We start from the raw sequence: 16,989 nt of genomic DNA on the forward strand, positions 1-16,989 counted from the left end.
CGATAGGGCCCGGGACGAGGGCCGAGGCGGTCGACGCGCTGCAGCACGCCTGGCCGATGACGCCGGGTGGCACCGTCCGGGTCGTGCAGTGGCTGGACGGGGGCATCGACCGGGACGTGGCGGCGCCTGCGGAGCGCTGAGCGTCAGGCGGTCAGCCGCTCCCGCAGGAACGCGACCACGCGCTCGCGCGCCTCGAGCGCCGGGTGGCCGGGCACGTCGCGCAGCTCGTTCGTCAGCACCGAGTGCGCGGTCCGGGCGAAGCCGCCCGCGTTGCCCGGCGAGGAGTCGAGCTCGATCACCTCGAAGCGGTCGCCGAGCGCGCGACGCAGGGTGTCGAAGCGCGCGCGGGGCGCGCCGCGGTCCTCGCTGAAGCGCAGGCCCATGGCGCAGACCTCGCCCCTCGCCGCTCGCTCGGCGACGATCCCGAGGTCCTCGGTCGACAGGCCGCCGTTCGCGGTCCGCCGCGCCCCGACCGGGAACGGGGTCCCCGGCTGGCTCGCGACCGCCGCGACGACCGCTCCGTCGACGGCGGTCGCGAGCGCGAAGCCGCCGGTGAAGCACATGCCGATCACGCCGACGCCCGGACCGGGGGTCCGCGCGGCGAGATCGGCGGCGAGGGCGCGGAGCCAGTCGGTGAACGGCCGCCGCACCTCGGTCGCGAACGCCCGGAACTCGCGGGACACGCAGAGGCGGGGCAGCACGCGCGCGACGGAGCCCGCGCCCGCCTCCCTGCCGGGCTCGCCGAACGGCGACGGCACCGCGACGGTGAAGCCCGACGCCACGAGGTGGTCCGCGAGACCGATGACCTCGGGCGTCATGCCGGGGATCTCCGGCACCAGGACGACGCCGGGTCCCTCGCCGCGCTCGTAGACGTCGTGCGTCACCCCGCCGGCCGAGAACGGCGTCGCCGTCCAGCCGTCGAGCGTGCCCGTGACCCGTCCGCCTGCCGCCATGCCCGCCATCCTGCCGCCCGTAGGTTGGAGGGATGCCCGCCGAGTTCACCGTCCGCGCCGTCCTCCTCGACATGGACGGCACGCTCATCGACTCGACGCCGGCCGTCGACCGCGCCTGGGCGGCGTGGGAGGCGCGGTGGGACGTCCGGCTCGGCGTGCGCGCCTCCGCGCTCGGGCGGCCGGCCCGCGAGATCGTCGCGGAGCGCGTGCCGGCCGAGCAGGCCGAGGCGGCGTTCCTCGACATCGAGCGGCTCGAGGTCGCGGACACGGCGGGCATCGTGGTGCTGCCGGGCGTGCGGCGGCTGCTCGCGGCGCTGCCCGCCGACCGCTGGGCGGTCGCGACCTCGTGCAGCGCCCCGCTGGCCGCCGCGCGGCTCGCCGCGACCGGGATCGAGCCGCCGGTGCTGATCACCGCCTCCGACACCGCCAGGGGCAAGCCGGACCCGGCGCCCTACCTGGCGGCGGCCGCCCGCCTCGGCGTCGACCCGGCCGACTGCCTCGTGGTCGAGGACGCGGTGGCCGGCGTGCTCGCCGGCCGCGCGGCCGGCTGCGCGACGCTCGGCGTGCTCGGCAGCGTGCCGGCCGCGCAGCTGCCGGCCGACGTGGTCGTCGCGGACCTGCTCGGCGTGCGGGTGGAGCGCGACGGCGGGCTGCTGCGGATCGTCGCGGATCAGCCGCTGGTGGAGGCGGACCGGAAGATGTCCCGCACCTGACCCAGCAGCTCGAGCAGCCGCGCCTCCTCCGCCTCCGGGATCGTCTCGAGCAGCGCGTCGAGGTCGGCCCGCACCGAGCCGACCACCGCCTCCAGCCGCGCCGCGGCCTGCTCGGTCAGCTCGAGGCGCCGCACGCGCGCGTCCGTCGGATGCGGCACGCGGTGCACGAGGTCGGCGTTCGTCAGCCGGTGCACGATCTCGGTCGCGCTGCCCGAGCTGACGCCGAACCGGGCGGCGATGTCGCCGACCCGGGCGCTGCCGCCGCGCCGCTGCACGCGGTCGAGGTACTGCAGGACCGCCAGGTCGGTGTTGTTGACGCCGAGCGCGCCGCGCACCCGCTGGTCGAGCGCCTTCCCGGCGTCCTCGACGGCGTCGACGGCCGACACGAGCGCGTGGGCGGCATCGCTCGCCGCCGCGTGGGGCAGGTGCTCGAGGGTCATCGCACTTCGTGACGCTACTCCTCGCGCTCCCCGGATGTACACAGCACGGGTTCAGCGGCCCTCATACTCGCGCCGCTATCCGGCGGCGATCAGCCGTACGGGCGCCACGACCGCCAGACGGAGCGCACGTCCGGCCGGGGATCGCCCTCCAGCCGGTCGACGCGGTCGAACACCCAGGTGCGGCGCGTGACGGCGTCGAACGGCGGCCACCAGTCCGGCGCGGACCCGGTCCTCGCGAAGGCCAGCCAGGCCGACGACATGCGCAGCGTGAGCGCCCGGGCGGCGCGGCCGCCGCCCAGCGCGGTCGCGACGCGGCGGGTGAAGCCGTCGCGTCTCGCGAGCACGTGGTCCAGCTCGAAGGAGTGGGCTGCGCCCAGTCGCAGCGCCCTCGAGGCGGGCGGGGCGAAGTCGAACCGGTACATCCACACCGGAGCGACGGCGGCGTGGCCGGCGGCCGCCTCCACCGACGGCGCCCAGAACATCAGGTCGGTGACGAAGCGCTCGAGGTCCCGCGGGCGGCGGCCGCCCGCGTACGCCGCGAGCACCGGCTCCTTCGCCTCGGGCACGGTCGCGTCGAACAGCCGCTCGAGCCGGACGGGTGTCGCCCGCAGCGCGCGCATCCGCTGGAACAGCGTGCCCTCGTCGGCGTTCGTGCCGATGATCAGCGGCACGGGCAGCGCCTCCCCGCGGCGCAGCACCTCGACCGGGTAGTCCGGCAGCAGGTCGCCGTCGACGACCGGGCCGAGCACCCTGGCGGCCGGCTGGCGGTCGGACACGGCGACGTCGAGCCGCAGGGTCGCCCCGACGAGGGCGTCCGCGTCGATCGTGCGCAGCGCGGCCGCGCCGCCCGGCAGCTCGTCGACCAGCTCCGCCGCCCAGCCGGCCGAGCGGTCGGCGTTGTGCACGGAGGCGATGGCGGGGCTCTCCGCGATCGCGCGATCGAAGAGGCCGCGGGCCGCCGGCATCGTCATCAGGGTGAGGACGCTCGTCGCGCCGGCGGACTCCCCGGCCAGGGTGACGTCGTGCGGGTCGCCGCCGAACGCCGCGATGTTCGCCCGCACCCACGCCAGCGCGGCGAGCTGGTCGCGCAGCCCGAGGTTGGTGTCGATCGGGTGCTCGTCATCGCCGTAGGCGGACAGGTCCAGCCAGCCGAGCGCGCCGAGCCGGTAGTTGAAGCCGACGAACACGACGTCGCCCGTGGCCGCGAGCGTCTCCCCGCGGTACGCGCCCGCGCTCGCCCCGCCGATCCCGTACGCGCCGCCATAGACGAACACCACGACCGGCTTCGGCGCGTCTCCCGCGGTGCGGCGCACGACGGAGAGGGTCAGGCAGTCCTCCGAGGTGGGCGTGCGCAGCCCGGCGCCGGTCAGGGTCGACGTGCGCGGCTGGGGCGGCAGCGGGCCGTCGGCTGCCGCCTCCCGCACGCCGGCCCAGGGCTCGGGCGGCACGGGCGCGCGGAGGCGCAGCGGGCCGACGGGCGGCGCCGTGAACGGCACCCCGCGCCAGGCGGTCAGCCCGGCCTCGCGGCGGCCGCGGATCCGCCCGGACGCGGTCGGCACGACCAGCGGCACCCGCCAGCCTCCGCCATCCACCCGGTCAGCGTGGCAGACGAGTCCTGAGGGGCGACCCATCGCCGACACGCCGACGCACGTGCCCGCCGGCCCCCGTCCGGGGGGCCATCGTCGGCGGGGTGCGGGTTCCGAAGCTCCTGGTCGCCGCCGCGATCGGCGTCGCGGTCCTGCCCCTGACGGCGTGCGCCTCGGCCGCGCCGCCGCCGAGGGAGGCCGAGGTCGTCGTGCGGATCGAGCCGTCCGCGCAGCCGGCGGCGTACGAGGTCCACCTCACGAAGGCCGGCGGCGACTTCCGCGCGGTCCACACCATGCGGTCCGGCGAGACGCGCCGCTTCGCGGTGCCGAAGGGATGGATGACGGTCCGGGTCGCGGGCGTGTGCGTCGTGCCGACCGCGGCCTCGGGCACCTCGACGATCGAGGTCCGGCCGAACGACTGCCGGCTCGACTAGGAGTCGGGGCCGAGCAGCCCGGCGTCCGTCTCCTCCGGGGCCGTCGGCACCACCACGACCGGGCGGTACTGGCGGTGGGACAGGCGCAGCGCGACCGAGCCGGCGACCATCCGGCGCAGCGCGCCGCGGAAGCCGCCCGGCCGCGCGCCGACGACGATCATCAGGGCGCCGACGTCCTCGGCGACCTCCATCAGCGCGTCGGCGGCGATGCCGACCAGCTCCCGCATCGACCAGCGGACGTCGAGCGGGGCCAGCACCTCGTCGATGTCCTTCAGCCGCTGCTCCGAGAACAGCGGGCCGACGGCGGCGTAATCCGGGTCGATGGGCGCCGTGAGCAGGGTGCCGTCCGGCAGCTCCTGGTAGGCGTACCTGGTGGCGTCAGCGGCCACGCAGATCAGCTCGGCGTCGAAGGCCTTCGCGTACTCCCCCGCCACCTGCACCACCCAGAGCGGCTGGTCGGGGAGGATCCCGACCACCACGCTGCGTCCCGATGTCGCGTCCATCGCTGACCTCCCTCTCCCCCGGATCATCCGCTGCGGCGGGCGGGCGGTCAAACCCCTCCCCGGGCGCGCCCGGCGCCGTCCAGCATCGCCGCAGGGTGATCTGTCACCCTCCTGCTCGTGTCGATCGAGATGGCGATGCTCGCCCTGCTCGGTGCGCTGGCCCTCGCCGGCGCGGCGGTCGGCGTCGTCCTCGTGGTCCGGCAGGCCGCCGAGCCGGGTCCGCGCCTGGAGGCGAACCCGATGAGCCCCCGCGTGGTGGCGGAGGTGCGGGCCGGCGAGGAGCAGGTCCTCATCCACCTCGCCCGGTCGCTCACGCTGCCGTCGGGTCGGGACGACGTGGGGTACGGCGAGATCTACATCGCCGGTTCGGCCGGCATGACGTTGCACCTCGCGTCGCGCTCCGAGATCGGCCGCGGCTTCGCCGGCGAGGTACGGGTGCATCGCACGAAGCGCGCCTCGATCGCCGAGTACTACATCCTGCAGCTGCCGGGCGACGAGTCGCTGCACCGCGCGATCGCCGCGCTCGACGACCGGATCGCGACGGCGCTGACGTCGCTCGACCCGCACGCCCAGGTGCGCCGCGCCGGGCGCGGCCGCGGCCCGACGGGGCCAGGCATGGCCGCGCTGGCCTGAGCCGCGCGCTGCGGCGCTCAGCGCTCGCGGGAGAAGAGCGCGCGCCGGACCGCCCGGCGCAGGTCGACCTCATGCGCGACGAGGTGGGCGAGGTCGACGAGCGTGGCCGCGTCGTCGGCACCGAAGGTGCGCGGCAGCGCGTCGAGGACGGCGAGCACGCCGACCTTCCTGCCGTCCTCCGCGAGGATCGGCTGCACCGCCATCGACCGCACCGGCGCGAACCGGACCGCGCCGGCGGTCCGCGGGTCGGTGTGCACGTCGTCGACCGACCAGCCGCCGGCGCGGTCCACGAGCAGCGCCCTGGAGGCGAGCTGCGCCAGCTCGGCCCGGTGCGCCTCCGGCACGAACGCGGACGCCTCGAACCCCGGCTCGCCGACCACGACGAACGCCGACGGCGCACGGATCAGCCGGGCCGCGATGCCGGTGATGCGGGCGAACTCCCGGTCCGGCGGCACGTCGGCGATCGGCTCGGGCGCGCGCGGCGGCAGGGGCAGCGGGACGGGCGGGGCATCCCGCGCGATCTCGTCGGCGATCGCGCGCTCGAACTGCGCCCGCGCCTCCGCGAGCGGGATCCGGTCCCGCGGCGAGCGCCGGGTCATCCCCGACAGCACGGAGGCGAGCCGCTGCGGCACCGAGTCGGGGATCTCCGGGTCGCGGGTCAGCCGGGCGAACGCCGACTCAATCACCGCCCCCGGGTAGGAGACCCTGCCGGTCGCCGCCTGGATGAGCACGAGCCCCAGCGAGTACACGTCCGACGCGGCCTCGAGCAGGCCGCCCTCGACCTGCTCGGGGCTCAGGTACGCGGCGGTGCCGACCGTGAACTCCCCGTCGTCCGCGTCGGTGCCGAGCACGGTGGCGATCCCGAAGTCGGACAGCTTGCCGCGCAGCCGCGAGTCGCTGTTCCGGTCCGCCAGCAGGACGTTCGCCGGCTTGACGTCGCGATGCAGCCAGCCGCGCTCGTGCACGTAGAGCAGCGCGTCGCAGAGGTCCAGGCCGAGGTAGGCGACCTGCACGGGCGTGAGGGCGCCGCTGCGCAGCCGCTGCCCGAGGTCCGGCCCCTCGATCCGCTCCATCACGAGGTAGATGTGGGGCTGGTCCGGGTCGGAGTCCTCGACCCCGGCGTCGTACAGGGTGACGAGCGCGTGGTGGCTGAGCCCGGCGAGCGTCTGCGCCTCGTGCTGCTGCTCGCGCAGCACCCGAGCGGAGTCGGTCGGCGCGGTGAACACCTTGATCGCCACCGGCCGGTTCAGCAGCGTGTCGTGCGCCGAGTAGACCACCGCCGTGCCGCCGCGGCCGATCACGTGCTCGATCCGGTACCGGTCCGGCAGCTGAGCCGGGGCGGCGACGCGCTGCTCCTGCTCCGCGCTCACAGGGCGGGCAGGGCGGGCGAACTCGTCACCAGCCCAGCGTACCGACGCGGGCGATCGATCACCGGGACTGGCGCAGCTGGTCGACCCAGATGCTCTCGGGGTGCGCGTCGTCCTGCGCGACGACGTCCGCGGCGGTGCGGAGCCGGGCGACGCGCAGCAGCAGCAGCCCGAAGACCACCTTGGCCACCACGTCCGCGGCGCAGAAGAGGAGGTGCTGCGTCGTCGTCCAGGCACCCCCAGACGCGAGGCCCTGCAGGCCGTAGACGACCGGGTAGACGAGCCAGACGACGAGCAGCACGACCATCGCCGCCGTCAGCGGGCCGCGCGCGGCGGCCGGCAGCACCGGGAGGGACCGCAGCACCACCGCGATCACGACGGCGTAGACCACCGCGAAGCAGGCCGACGAGGCGATCCCGAGCCACAGCAGCACGCGGAAGTCGGTGCCGCCTCCGATCACGACGGCGCCGAGGAAGCCGAGCACGACCATCAGCACCGCGGCCGTGCCGCCGACCCAGCGCGCCCGGGCGGCCGCTCGCCCGATCAGGGCCGAGACCGCGACGATCTCGACGACCAGCAGCGGCACGCTGATGGTCCAGTCCATGTACCGGGCGCTCCAGGTGGTGGAGGCGGACGCGGTGGGCACCCACATCCCCGCGGCGGGCCGGTAGCCCGTCTGCAGCTCGAACGCGAGCAGGACGTACGACAGCAGCGCGACCGTGCAGACGGCGACGCCCGCGTGCACGGCCGGCCGGTACCGGTCGCTCACCTCCCGCCGCGCGGACCACATGCGGGTGAGCATCGCGGCGAGCGCGAAGCCGGTGACCACCACGGCGTACTGGATCAGCGAGTGCTGCCCGTCCGTCAGGGCGACCGTCCACGGGGCAGCGATGTCCACGACCGACCATCCTCCCTCCTCCCGCGGTTTCCGAGGAATCGGTGGAGGAGGGTTGTGCGCCAGGATCGTCGCGTGCCCAGAACCTGGCGGATGCCGCCCGAGACCGCGCCGCAGGACCGCATCTGGATGGCGTTCCCGCGCCCGAACCCCACCTTCGGCGACGGCGACGTCGCGGAGGAGTCGGCCGCGTGGGCGGATGTCGCCAACGCCGTCGCCGCGTTCGAGCCCGTCACGATGGTCGTCGACCCGGTCGCCCGCGCCATCGCCGTGCGGCTGCTCGACGGGGCGATCGAGCTGGTGGAGCAGCCGCTCGACGACGCGTGGCTGCGCGACTCCGGGCCCACCTTCGTGCTCGACGAGGAGGGCGCGCTGGGCGCGGTCGACTGGACGTTCAACGCCTGGGGCGCGCACGAGTGGTCCGAGTGGCGGCGCGACCGGCTGGTCGGGGCCGCGGTCGGCGCCCTCGCCGGGGCGACGGTGCTGCCGTCCCTGCTGGTGAACGAGGGCGGCGGCATCCACGTGGACGGCGAGGGCACCGTCCTCGTCACGGAGACGGTGCAGCTGGACCCCAGGCGGAACCCGTGGGCGGACCGCGCGCGCGTCGAGGCCGAGCTCGAGCGCACGATCGGCGCGACGCACGCCGTCTGGCTCCCCCGCGGCCTCACCCGGGACTACGACCGGTTCGGCACGAGCGGCCACGTCGACATCTGCGCCACCTTCCCGTCGCCGGGGCGGGTGCTGCTGCACGAGCAGCGGGACCCCGGCCACCCGGACCACGCGGTGTCCGCGCTGCTGCGCCGCACGCTGGAGGAGGCGGTCGACGCGGCCGGCAGGTCGTTCGAGATCATCCCGCTCCCCGCGCCGGAGACCCTGCGCGATGCGGAGGGCTTCGTGGACTGGTCGTACGTCAACCACGTCGTCGTGAACGACGGCGTCGTCGCGTGCGGCTTCGGCGAGGAGCGCGCCGATGCAGCCGCACGGGCCGTGCTCGCTGAGGCGTACCCCGGCCGCCGGGTGGTGACCGTCGACGCCCGCGCGATCTTCGCGTGCGGCGGCGGCATCCACTGCATCACGCAGCAGCAGCCGTCGACCTCGCCCGCCACGCCGGGCAGCGACGGATCCGTGACCGTCCGGGGCTGAATTCTCCGAGCCGAGGCACGACAATGGTGTCGTGCCCACCCAGCTCGCCTGCCGCCGTCATGGCTGAGCGGGAGCCGGAGCCGGGCGACGTCCTCGGCGGCCGGTACGAGATCCTCGCGGAGCTGGGCCGCGGCGGCATGGCGACCGTCTACCGCGGGCAGGACACCCGGCTGCAGCGCCGGGTCGCGGTGAAGGTCTTCCGCGGCGGGTTCTCGGACGCGGTCGACCCGCAGCGCACGACGCAGGAGATGCGCCTCCTCGCCGCCGTGAACCATCCGTCCGTCGTGTCGGTGCTCGACGCCTCCACCGGCGACGGCGTCTTCGGCGCCTTCCTCGTGATGGAGCTGGTGGTCGGCGACGACCTCGGCGCGCTGCTGCATCGCGCCCGGGGGCCGCTGACCGCCGACTTCGCGCGGCGCATCGTCGCCGACGTCGCGTCCGCGCTCGCAGCCCTGCACCTGCAGGGCGTCGTGCACCGCGACGTGAAGCCCGCGAACATCCTCGTGCCGACCGCGGCGCACGCGAGCCCGACCGCTGTCGCGGCGAAGCTGACGGACTTCGGGATCGCGCAGCTCGTCGACGGCGCCCGGCTGACGGCGCCGGAGTCGATCCTCGGCACCGCCGCCTACCTCAGCCCCGAGCAGGTGCGGGGCGCCGCGCCGCGTCCCGAGAGCGACGTCTACTCGCTCGGCCTCGTGCTGCTGGAGGCGCTCACCGGCAAGCGCGCCTTCCCCGGGCCCGCCGCCGAGTCCGCGATGGCCCGGCTGCACCGCCCGCCCGCGCTGCCGACGGACGCCTCCCCGGCGCTCGCGGAGCTGCTGTCGCGGATGACCGGCCTCGACGCCACGCACCGGCCGACCGCGGCCGCGGTCGCGGAGGCGCTGCGGGACCAGCTGGTCGGCCGGGTCACCGCGCCGGACGCGACGACCACCGCGCCAACGCCGGTCGGGGGGATCGTCGCGCCCCGCCAAGCGGTCCGCCGGTCCCCCGGCGCGGACGTCACCGCGCCGCAGGAGCCGTTCTTCACGCCGAGCCGGGGCATGCCGCTGTCCGGCGCGGTGCACGTGGTCGGCGCGAGGACGCCCGCGAAGCGCTTCCCGACCGTGCTCGCGGTCGCCGCCTCGGTGCTCGCGGCCGTCGTCGCCGGGGTGGCTATCTCGGCGGCCGCCGGGTTGAACGCGACACCGCAGGCGAAGGGGCAGCAGCACGTGCCGCCGTCCAGCGCGACCGCCCCGCCGGTGCAGCAGGGGCCGGCCCAGCCCGCGGCGGACCCCGTCGTGCGGAAGCCGAGGGCGACCCCCTCCGCGACGCCCACCAGGACCCCGACGCGGACCCCGACGCCCACGCCCACCGCGACGGCCACCCAGCCGCCGCCGTCCGCTCCAGCCGGCCCGAGCACGCCGAGCGGACCGGAGTTCGCCCCCGACCCCGCGTCGACGCCGGTCGTCCAGCAGCCCACGCCGCCGGCCACCACCGCGCCGGTTGATCCGGCGCCCGCGCCGGCGTCCACCGGCCCGACGGACGGCACCGACGGCTCCGGCGGCCTCGGCTCGCTGCTGCAGGAGGCCGACGCCTCGTCGATCTGACCGGTCGCGTCGGCCGGTCCGCGCCTACCCGGCGGCGCCGGTCGAGGTGGCAATGGTCACCTGCGTGCCGGGTGGGGCGGCGGCGCCCGCCTGCGGCGTGGTCGACACCACCTGGCCGGCCGGGAGGTCCGACGGGACGGGGGTGCCGAGCGCCCAGGTGTACCCCGCGGCCACGAGCGCGGCCTCGGCGTCCGCCGCAGACATCCGGGTCGTCGCCGGCACCGTGCCGGCCTGGGTCGTCGGCGCGCCGGTCGACGGCGCGGCGCTGCCGTAGAGGTACTGCGGGTCGGGCGCCTGCCAGGTCGTCGCGCCGCCGTAGTCCTTGTTCACCGCGGTCTGGATCGCCTTCCAGACGCAGTGCCGGGCGACCGCGGCCGTGCCGTTGCCGCTGGTGTAGCAGGGCGTGACGCCGGGGAAGGTCGTCTGCCGCAGGTTCTGCAGCGTGCTGCCGGCCTTCGTGCCGTTGTTCCCGACCCACACCGACGTCGCGACCTTCGAGGTCGACCCCGTCATCCAGGTGTCGTACGCCTCGTCGGTCGTGCCGGTCTTGCCGAACTCGTAGAGGCCGTCCGGGGTGTTGTCCCCGCTCGCCGTGCCGCCCGTGAACACCCCGCGCAGGGCGTACACCGCGGCGTTCGCGACGCCGGGATCGACGACCTGCTTGCATGACGTGCCCGGCACCGGCAGCTCGGACCCGTCGCTGCGCACCACCTTCTCGATGGCGACCGGCGAGCAGTACTTCCCCTCGTTCGCGATCCCCGCGTAGGCGGCCGCGATGGAGACGGGCGAGACGGTGTAGGAGCCGCCGATGATGAACGACGCGTACTGCGTGGGATCCGAGTTGCCGCGGATCGGCGTCACGCCGAAGTCGTCGGCCAGCTTCTTGATCTCGCAGAGGTCGAGCTGCTGCGCCATGTGCACGAAGGTGCCGTTGATGGACCTTGCCGTGCCCGTCAGCACCGTCTGGTACCCGCCCTCGTCGGCGGTGTCGTTGCCGTAGGTGTACGGCTGGCCCGCGTACGGCTTGCCGCAGGCGGTGAAGTCCGACACGGTGCCGGGGTTCGAGTCCACGACCTCGTTCAGCGTGCGCCCGGACTTCAGCCAGTCCAGCAGCGTGAACACCTTGAAGGTCGACCCCGGCTGCCAGCCGTTGCTGTGCCCGAGCGCGTAGTCGGCGGTGTAGTTGATGGACGAGCTGGTGCCGCCCCTGGTGTAGCTGAAGTCCTTGTTGGTGACCATGGTCAGGATCCGGCCGGTGCCCACCTCCACCGACACCGCCGCGCCGCCGACGTTGTAGCCGGCCGCGGTCCTGGGCACTGAGGTGCTCATCGCCTTCTTCGCCTTCTTCTCGGCGGCGAGGTCGAGCGTGGTGTAGATCTTCCAGCCGGAGCGCTCGAGGTTCGCCTGCCGCGCCGCCTCGTCCTTGCCGAACGCCGGGTCGGACAGGATCGTGCGGTAGACGTAGTCGCAGAAGAAGCCGGCGTCGCCCGCCGCCTCGCAGCCCGTCCTCGTGGGCGTGATCTTCGGCGTCACCGGCGTGGCCACGGCCTCGTCGTGCTGCGCCTGCGTGATGAGGCCGTTCTTCAGCTCGACGCCGAGGATGTAGTTCCGGCGCTCCGTGTTCCTCGCCAGGTTGTCCTTCACGTCCAGCCGCAGGTAGGAGGGGTTGTTCACGATCGCGACCAGGCTCGCGGCCTGCGCGATGGTGAGGTCCGCGGCCGTCGTGCCGTAGTAGTACTGCGCCGCCGACTCGATGCCGTAGATCCGGCCGCCGAAGCCGGCGATGTTCAGGTACCCGAGCAGGATCTGGTCCTTCGAGTACTTCTTCTCCAGGGCGATCGCGTATCGCGCCTCCTTCAGCTTGCGGCCGACGGACGCGTCCGTGCAGACCGCGTACGCCGCGTCGACCTTCGCCTGCGTCGAGAGGTTCTCCGCCTCCTGCACGCAGACGTTCTTCACGTACTGCTGGGTGATGGTCGACGCGCCCTGCAGGTCGGACCCGGCGAGGTTCGCGACGGTCGCGCGGAGGATGCCCAGCGGGTCGATCCCGCCGTGGTCGTAGAAGCGCACGTCCTCGCCCGCGATCGCGGCGTTCTTCGCCACCTGCGAGATCTGGTCCCAGGTGACGACGTCCCGGTTCTGCGCGAAGAACGAGGCGATCAGGACGTCCTTGTCGCCGTCCTTGGCGTAGATCTCGGTCTTCTGGTCGAGCGGCGCGATCGCGAGGTCGCTCGGCAGCTGCTCGAACAGCCCGATGCCGTTCTTCGTCGTGGTGCCTGTCAGCGCGATCGCCGGGGTCACCGCGACCGCGATCATGACGCCGGCGATCACGGCGATGGCGAGCATGCCGAAGAACGCCGACGCGGCCGACCGGGAGCGGGAGCGGGAGGGCATCGGGGCATCGTACGGACGCATGCGGCTCCCCCGGTGCGGACAGGCGGTCCCAGGCCGTTCCGATACGGATCTCCCAGGGTGCCGGGTGCACCCCGGAGTCAGACCTCCTCGAGCAGCCGCTCGACCTCGGGCAGGCGGTCCTTCGGCATCAGCACTACGCGGGGCAGGGAGCCGGTCGCGGGGCCGACGAAGTGCTGCTGCTCGAGGTCGGTCAGCAGGCGGCGCGCGCGCGAGTACGGCACGTCCAGGTCGCGCTGCAGGCGCGCCGCGGAGGCGTACTGCGTCGACACGACGAGGCGGGCCGCTCGCGCGAAGTCCAGGTAGTCCTCGCCGAGCTCGTCCTTCAGGTGCTCGAGGTCGGTGCGGACGGCGGCGTCGTCGGTGAGGACGAAGTCCGTCGTGGGGATCGTGTCGGGGCCGTCGTCGACGGCGACGGGCTCGGCCGCGGGGACCACGACGGGCTCCCGCTTGAGCGCGGGCGCGGCATCGGCGCTGAACCAGGCGTCGTCGTCCCGCGCGGGCAGCGGGACCACCGCGGGGACCACGACCGCACGTGCCGGGGCGGGCGCCGCCTGCGCCGGCGCCTGCGCCTGCGCCGGCGCGGCGAGCAGCGCCGCGACCTGCGCCCGCTGCTGGACCGGGACGCCGAGCCGCCGCACGAGGGCCTCGTCGCTCGGCACCCGCGCGTTGGAACGCTGCATCTGCACACCGGCGACGAGCACCGCGCCGGCGCCGACCCCGACGCCGATCAGGACCCCGCCCGGCCACCAGTAGTAGAGGACCACCCCGGTCAGCGCGACGGCCGCCAGCAGCACGAGCGCGGCGATGGCGGGGCGGGCGATGGACGGTTCGGAGGGCACGATCGATCCTCGGGGTCGGTCGGCGCTCCACGACGGCGGAGGCAGGGCGCGACTCCCCGACGTGGGCGACGGCATCGGCGTGGGCGGGCGACGGGTCGTCGTCACAACGCTGACATTCTTCCCGATGCGCGCGCTCCGCGCAGAAGCGCACAGCGTTCTCTTGGACTTCGTCCGGCGCGTCGTTACCGTTCCGATACCCGGCGGCCCCGGAACCTCGGGGACCGCCGAGCCGCACCGATCAGGACCGCAGCAGCCGCTCCAGCTCGGTCGCGCGGTCGCGCGGCACGCGGACCACGCGCGGCCGGGTGCCGCGGGACGGGCCCACGAACCCCTCCCGCTCGAGCAGCCCCATCACCCGCTGGGCCACCGGGGTCGACATCCGCAGCTCGCGCTGCAGCCCGGCGACGGACGCCCACTGCGCCTGCGTCACGAGCGCCGCAGCGCGGCTGAACGGGACCCAATCGTCGCCGACGCGCTCCCGCAGCCGGCGGAACTCGGCGTCGAGGTCGTCGTCGCCGTCGAGCGAGCCGAACCGGACCGCCGGCTCCTGCAGCGCCGCCGCGTGCATCGCGCGCCCCAGGTGCAGCACCGCTAGGCAGCCGGCCACCAGGCCGAGCGCCACGCCCGCCGGCCACCAGGCCCAGAAGGCCGTGAGCACCGCGGCGAACCCGCCCGCGCCCGTCAAGACCGCTCGGCGCACCCGCCGCTCGTCGTCCGAGTCCTCGGTCCAGGCCGCTGCCGTCGGCATCGCCTGCCGTACCTGCGTCATCACCACGTCGTCCTGCTCCCCCACGATCGCCGGAGATCAGCATGTCCCGGAGGCCGCGGCGGGACGAGCAGGCGGTTGCCCCCAGAGCGGGGAGGCCCGCCCGTCCCGGGTCAGCCCGAGACGGGCTCGGTCGCCGCGGACAGCTGCTCGAGGTCCTGCGGCGTGAGCCGGATGCGGCCGGCGGCCAGCAGGTCGGCGACCTGCTCGGGCCGGCTCGCGCTCGCGATCGGTGCCGCGACCGTGCGCTGCGCCGCGAGCCACGCCAGGGCGATCGCGGCCACGGACGCCCCGCGGTCGGCGGCGACGTCGTCCAGCACCGACAGCAGGTCGAGGTTCCTGGCGTCGGCGAGGTACTGCCGGGCCTTCCCGGACCTGGGCGAGTCGACCTCCGCGCCGGGCCGGTACTTGCCGGTGAGGAAGCCGCTGGCGAGGGAGGAGTACGGCGTCTCCACGACGTCGAGGTCCTCGAGCGTCGGCACGAGGTCGATCTCCGCGCCGCGCTCGACGAGGCTCCACAGGTCCTGCGCGACCGTGTAGCGGGGCAGGCCGTGCTCGGCGGACGCCGCGGCGGCGGAGCGCAGCCGGTCGGCCGGGAAGTTCGAGGCGCCGATCTCCCGCACCTTGCCCTGCTCGACCAGCTCGCCGAACGCGGCGAGCGTCTCCTCCTGCGGCACCGACGGGTCGTCGCGGTGGGCGAGGTAGAGGTCGATCGTCTCGACGCCGAGGCGTCGCAGGGAGTCCTCGGCGGCAGCCCGGATGTTCGCCGCGGACAGCCCGGGCCGGCTCGCGAGCGCGCCGACCTTCGTCGCGATCACCACGTCGTCGCGTCGGCCGCGGGACGCCAGCCACTCGCCGATCATCGTCTCCGACTCCCCGCCCACGTGGCCGGGCACCCAGGCGGAGTACCCGTCGGCGGTGTCGATGGCGCGGCCGCCGCCGTCCACGAACGCGTCCAGGACGCGGAACCCCGCGTCGCGGTCCGCCGTCCAGCCGAAGACGTTGCCGCCGAGCACGACGGGGCCGAGGTCCAGTGCAGTCACCCTCCGATGATGCTGCGCGGGCAGGATGGTTCCTGTGAGCGTGTCGAGGACGATCGAGATCGAGCGGAAGTACGCCGTGCCGGACGGGGTCGCCCTGCCGGCGCTCGCCGACCTGGCCGAGGTCGCGGCGGTCGACGAGCAGCCGGTCGCGCACCTCGACGCGGTCTACGTCGACACGGCGGCCCGCACGCTGCTCGCGGCGAGGATCGCGGTGCGCCGGCGCACCGGCGGCCACGACGCCGGCTGGCACGTCAAGCTGCCCGCGTCCGGCGGCCGCACCGAGCTGCACGCGCCGATCGACGCCGACGACCCGGAGGCCCTGCCTGCCGGACTGGCGCGGGCGCTCGCGACCCGGCTGCGCGGCCGGCCGCTCGAGCCGATCGCGTTGATCCGCACCGAGCGGCACGGTGTGGTCGTCGCGGGCGATGGCGGCGCGCGGGTCGAGGTGGTGGACGACCGCGTGACGGCGACGGACCTCGCCGCGGGGGTGCTGCGCGCCTGGCGGGAGTGGGAGGCGGAGCTGGTCGGCGACCCGCAGCCGTCCGCGGACCTGCTGGACGTCCTGCACGACGCGCTCTGCGCCGCGGGCGCGCAGCCGTCGGCGAGCCCGGCCAAGCTGGCGCAGGCGCTCGGCCTCGTCGGTGCACGGACGGAGTCCCCCGCGCCCTCGACCGCCGGCGCGGTGCTGGCGACGAGGATCGCCGCGCACGCCGAGGACCTGCACCGCGGCGTCCAGGCGCTGGTGCTCGACGGCGATCCCGACGGCGAGACCGTGCACGCCCTGCGGAAGACGCTGCGGCAGGTGCGCTCGCTGCTCGCGCTGCGGCCGGTGGCCGGCCCGGCCGGGGAGGTGCTGCGCCGCCGGCTCGGCGCGCTCGGCCGACGGCTCGGCGAGGTCCGCGACCCGCGGGTCGCCGCGGCGGTGGCGGAGGGGCTGCTCGACGAGCTGCCCGCGCACACCCCCGGGCTCGCGGCGGCCCGCTCCCTGCTGGTGGAGGAGCCGCTGGCGGCCCAGCCGGCCGCGGTCGACGACCTGGTCGAGCACCTGTGCTCCGCCGCGGTGCTGGAGGTCGTCGCCGCGCTCGAGGGCTTCGCGGCCGACGGCCCTCGGGCGGGACGCGCGCCGAGGCGGCTCGTCGACCTGGGCGAGCGGGCGGTGCGCCGGGCCCGCCGGCGGGCGCGCGACGGCATCGGCGGCGACCTCGAGGACCTGCACCGGGCCAGGAAGGCCGCGAAGCGGGCGCGCTTCGTCGTGGAGGAGCTGGTCGCGGCGGACCTCGTGCCCGCCTCGTCGCGGCTCGCTCGGTCGGCGCGGCGGGATGAGCGCACGCAGGACGTGCTCGGCGAGCACCGCGACCTGGCGCTCGTGCTCGACGGCCTGCCCGCCGCCGCCGAGCGCCTCGCCGCGGACGGCGGCAACGCGTTCGCGCTGGGCCGGGCGGCCGAGCGAGGCAGGCAGCACCTGGCGCTCCTGCACCTGCGGGCCGAGCGAGCCGTCCGCCGCCTCCGCTAGGCCGGAACCGCACGTTCGTCGGGGGCCCAGCCCGCTCGCGGCGCGGTCGTTCGTCGCGCGGTACCTCCGGCGACGCGAGGTAGCCGTGCATCCTCGCGCGGTAGCCGTGGCGTCGCGCGGTACGCATGCGTACCGCGCGACGCCACACCTATCGCGCGAC

Annotated in this window: 16 protein-coding genes; 6 read left to right on the forward strand and 10 right to left on the reverse strand. The window is 75.4% G+C overall.

The features are described 5' to 3' along the window. Window positions 1-143: 143 nt before the first annotated feature. Window positions 144-953 (reverse strand): dienelactone hydrolase family protein, encoded by an 810-nt coding sequence (locus ACFE60_RS11105; RefSeq protein WP_375388922.1) that lies wholly within the window; start codon window positions 951-953, stop codon window positions 144-146. A gap of 32 nt (window positions 954-985) precedes the next feature. Between ACFE60_RS11105 and ACFE60_RS11110 the strand changes: the two genes are divergently transcribed. After that, a complete protein-coding gene (locus tag ACFE60_RS11110; protein WP_375388923.1) occupies window positions 986-1,666 on the forward strand; it encodes an HAD-IA family hydrolase in 681 nt (226 codons plus the stop codon). On the opposite strand, the gene ACFE60_RS11115 is transcribed toward ACFE60_RS11110, so the two are convergent. Then, window positions 1,624-2,106, reverse strand: a complete 483-nt coding sequence (locus ACFE60_RS11115) for a MarR family winged helix-turn-helix transcriptional regulator (protein WP_375388924.1) — start codon at window positions 2,104-2,106, stop codon at window positions 1,624-1,626. The two genes, ACFE60_RS11110 and ACFE60_RS11115, sit on opposite strands and share 43 nt — an antisense overlap. 89 nt (window positions 2,107-2,195) lie before the next feature. After that, window positions 2,196-3,698: a carboxylesterase/lipase family protein gene (locus ACFE60_RS11120; RefSeq protein ID WP_375388925.1), complete on the reverse strand. Its 1,503-nt coding sequence runs from the start codon at window positions 3,696-3,698 to the stop codon at window positions 2,196-2,198. A gap of 98 nt (window positions 3,699-3,796) precedes the next feature. On the opposite strand from ACFE60_RS11120, the gene ACFE60_RS11125 reads away from it, so the two are divergent. Then, window positions 3,797-4,126: a hypothetical protein gene (locus tag ACFE60_RS11125; protein WP_375388926.1), complete on the forward strand. Its 330-nt coding sequence runs from the start codon at window positions 3,797-3,799 to the stop codon at window positions 4,124-4,126. On the opposite strand, the gene ACFE60_RS11130 is transcribed toward ACFE60_RS11125, so the two are convergent. Further along, the gene (locus ACFE60_RS11130; protein ID WP_375388927.1) at window positions 4,123-4,629 is read right to left on the reverse strand and encodes a universal stress protein; all 507 of its coding nucleotides are present in this window, start codon (window positions 4,627-4,629) and stop codon (window positions 4,123-4,125) included. The two genes, ACFE60_RS11125 and ACFE60_RS11130, sit on opposite strands and share 4 nt — an antisense overlap. A gap of 117 nt (window positions 4,630-4,746) precedes the next feature. On the opposite strand from ACFE60_RS11130, the gene ACFE60_RS11135 reads away from it, so the two are divergent. Further along, window positions 4,747-5,262, forward strand: coding sequence for a hypothetical protein (locus ACFE60_RS11135; protein WP_375388928.1), 516 nt, complete (start codon window positions 4,747-4,749; stop codon window positions 5,260-5,262). Window positions 5,263-5,279: 17 nt separating this feature from the next. Here the strand turns inward: ACFE60_RS11135 and ACFE60_RS11140 are convergent, their stop codons facing one another. Together ACFE60_RS11140 and ACFE60_RS11145 are read right to left on the reverse strand one after the other, a co-directional pair. After that, window positions 5,280-6,632 carry a serine/threonine-protein kinase gene (locus ACFE60_RS11140; protein ID WP_375388929.1) on the reverse strand — a complete coding sequence of 451 codons (1,353 nt, stop codon included), beginning with the start codon at window positions 6,630-6,632 and terminating at the stop codon, window positions 5,280-5,282. A 58-nt stretch (window positions 6,633-6,690) separates the two neighbouring features. Continuing rightward, window positions 6,691-7,527: a bacteriorhodopsin gene (locus ACFE60_RS11145; RefSeq protein WP_375388930.1), complete on the reverse strand. Its 837-nt coding sequence runs from the start codon at window positions 7,525-7,527 to the stop codon at window positions 6,691-6,693. Between the two features lie 90 nt (window positions 7,528-7,617). Here ACFE60_RS11145 and ACFE60_RS11150 point away from each other — a divergent pair, with 90 nt between their 5' ends. Together ACFE60_RS11150 and ACFE60_RS11155 are read left to right on the forward strand one after the other, a co-directional pair. After that, entirely contained in the window at window positions 7,618-8,667 is a 1,050-nt protein-coding gene (locus ACFE60_RS11150) for an agmatine/peptidylarginine deiminase (RefSeq protein ID WP_375388937.1), read from the forward strand. A gap of 59 nt (window positions 8,668-8,726) precedes the next feature. Then, window positions 8,727-10,253, forward strand: a complete 1,527-nt coding sequence (locus ACFE60_RS11155; protein WP_375388931.1) for a protein kinase — start codon at window positions 8,727-8,729, stop codon at window positions 10,251-10,253. 24 nt (window positions 10,254-10,277) lie between these two features. Here ACFE60_RS11155 and ACFE60_RS11160 read toward each other — a convergent pair whose 3' ends face one another. The 4 genes from ACFE60_RS11160 to ACFE60_RS11175 all read right to left on the reverse strand — a co-directional run bounded on the left by ACFE60_RS11160 (window position 10,278) and on the right by ACFE60_RS11175 (window position 15,316). Beyond that, window positions 10,278-12,647, reverse strand: a complete 2,370-nt coding sequence (locus ACFE60_RS11160; protein WP_375388932.1) for a transglycosylase domain-containing protein — start codon at window positions 12,645-12,647, stop codon at window positions 10,278-10,280. Between the two features lie 98 nt (window positions 12,648-12,745). Continuing rightward, entirely contained in the window at window positions 12,746-13,507 is a 762-nt protein-coding gene (locus tag ACFE60_RS11165) for a DNA translocase FtsK (RefSeq protein ID WP_375388933.1), read from the reverse strand. Between the two features lie 238 nt (window positions 13,508-13,745). Continuing rightward, window positions 13,746-14,276 (reverse strand): DNA translocase FtsK, encoded by a 531-nt coding sequence (locus tag ACFE60_RS11170; protein ID WP_375388934.1) that lies wholly within the window; start codon window positions 14,274-14,276, stop codon window positions 13,746-13,748. Window positions 14,277-14,386: 110 nt separating this feature from the next. After that, window positions 14,387-15,316, reverse strand: coding sequence for an aldo/keto reductase (locus ACFE60_RS11175; protein ID WP_375388935.1), 930 nt, complete (start codon window positions 15,314-15,316; stop codon window positions 14,387-14,389). Between the two features lie 34 nt (window positions 15,317-15,350). Between ACFE60_RS11175 and ACFE60_RS11180 the strand changes: the two genes are divergently transcribed. After that, window positions 15,351-16,829, forward strand: coding sequence for a CHAD domain-containing protein (locus ACFE60_RS11180; RefSeq protein ID WP_375388936.1), 1,479 nt, complete (start codon window positions 15,351-15,353; stop codon window positions 16,827-16,829). Window positions 16,830-16,989: the final 160 nt, after the last annotated feature.

Source organism: uncultured Amnibacterium sp. (assembly GCF_964245895.1).
Lineage (GTDB): Bacteria > Actinomycetota > Actinomycetes > Actinomycetales > Microbacteriaceae > Amnibacterium.

Coding starts and splice junctions, on each gene's coding strand:
- ACFE60_RS11110 (WP_375388923.1), top strand. CDS start 986: ATGCCCGCCGAGTTCACCGTCCGCGCCGTCCTCCTCGACATGGACGGC.
- ACFE60_RS11150 (WP_375388937.1), top strand. CDS start 7,618: ATGCCGCCCGAGACCGCGCCGCAGGACCGCATCTGGATGGCGTTCCCG.
- ACFE60_RS11105 (WP_375388922.1), bottom strand. CDS start 953: ATGGCGGCAGGCGGACGGGTCACGGGCACGCTCGACGGCTGGACGGCG.
- ACFE60_RS11155 (WP_375388931.1), top strand. CDS start 8,727: ATGGCTGAGCGGGAGCCGGAGCCGGGCGACGTCCTCGGCGGCCGGTAC.
- ACFE60_RS11160 (WP_375388932.1), bottom strand. CDS start 12,647: ATGCCCTCCCGCTCCCGCTCCCGGTCGGCCGCGTCGGCGTTCTTCGGC.
- ACFE60_RS11115 (WP_375388924.1), bottom strand. CDS start 2,106: ATGACCCTCGAGCACCTGCCCCACGCGGCGGCGAGCGATGCCGCCCAC.
- ACFE60_RS11170 (WP_375388934.1), bottom strand. CDS start 14,276: ATGACGCAGGTACGGCAGGCGATGCCGACGGCAGCGGCCTGGACCGAG.
- ACFE60_RS11130 (WP_375388927.1), bottom strand. CDS start 4,629: ATGGACGCGACATCGGGACGCAGCGTGGTGGTCGGGATCCTCCCCGAC.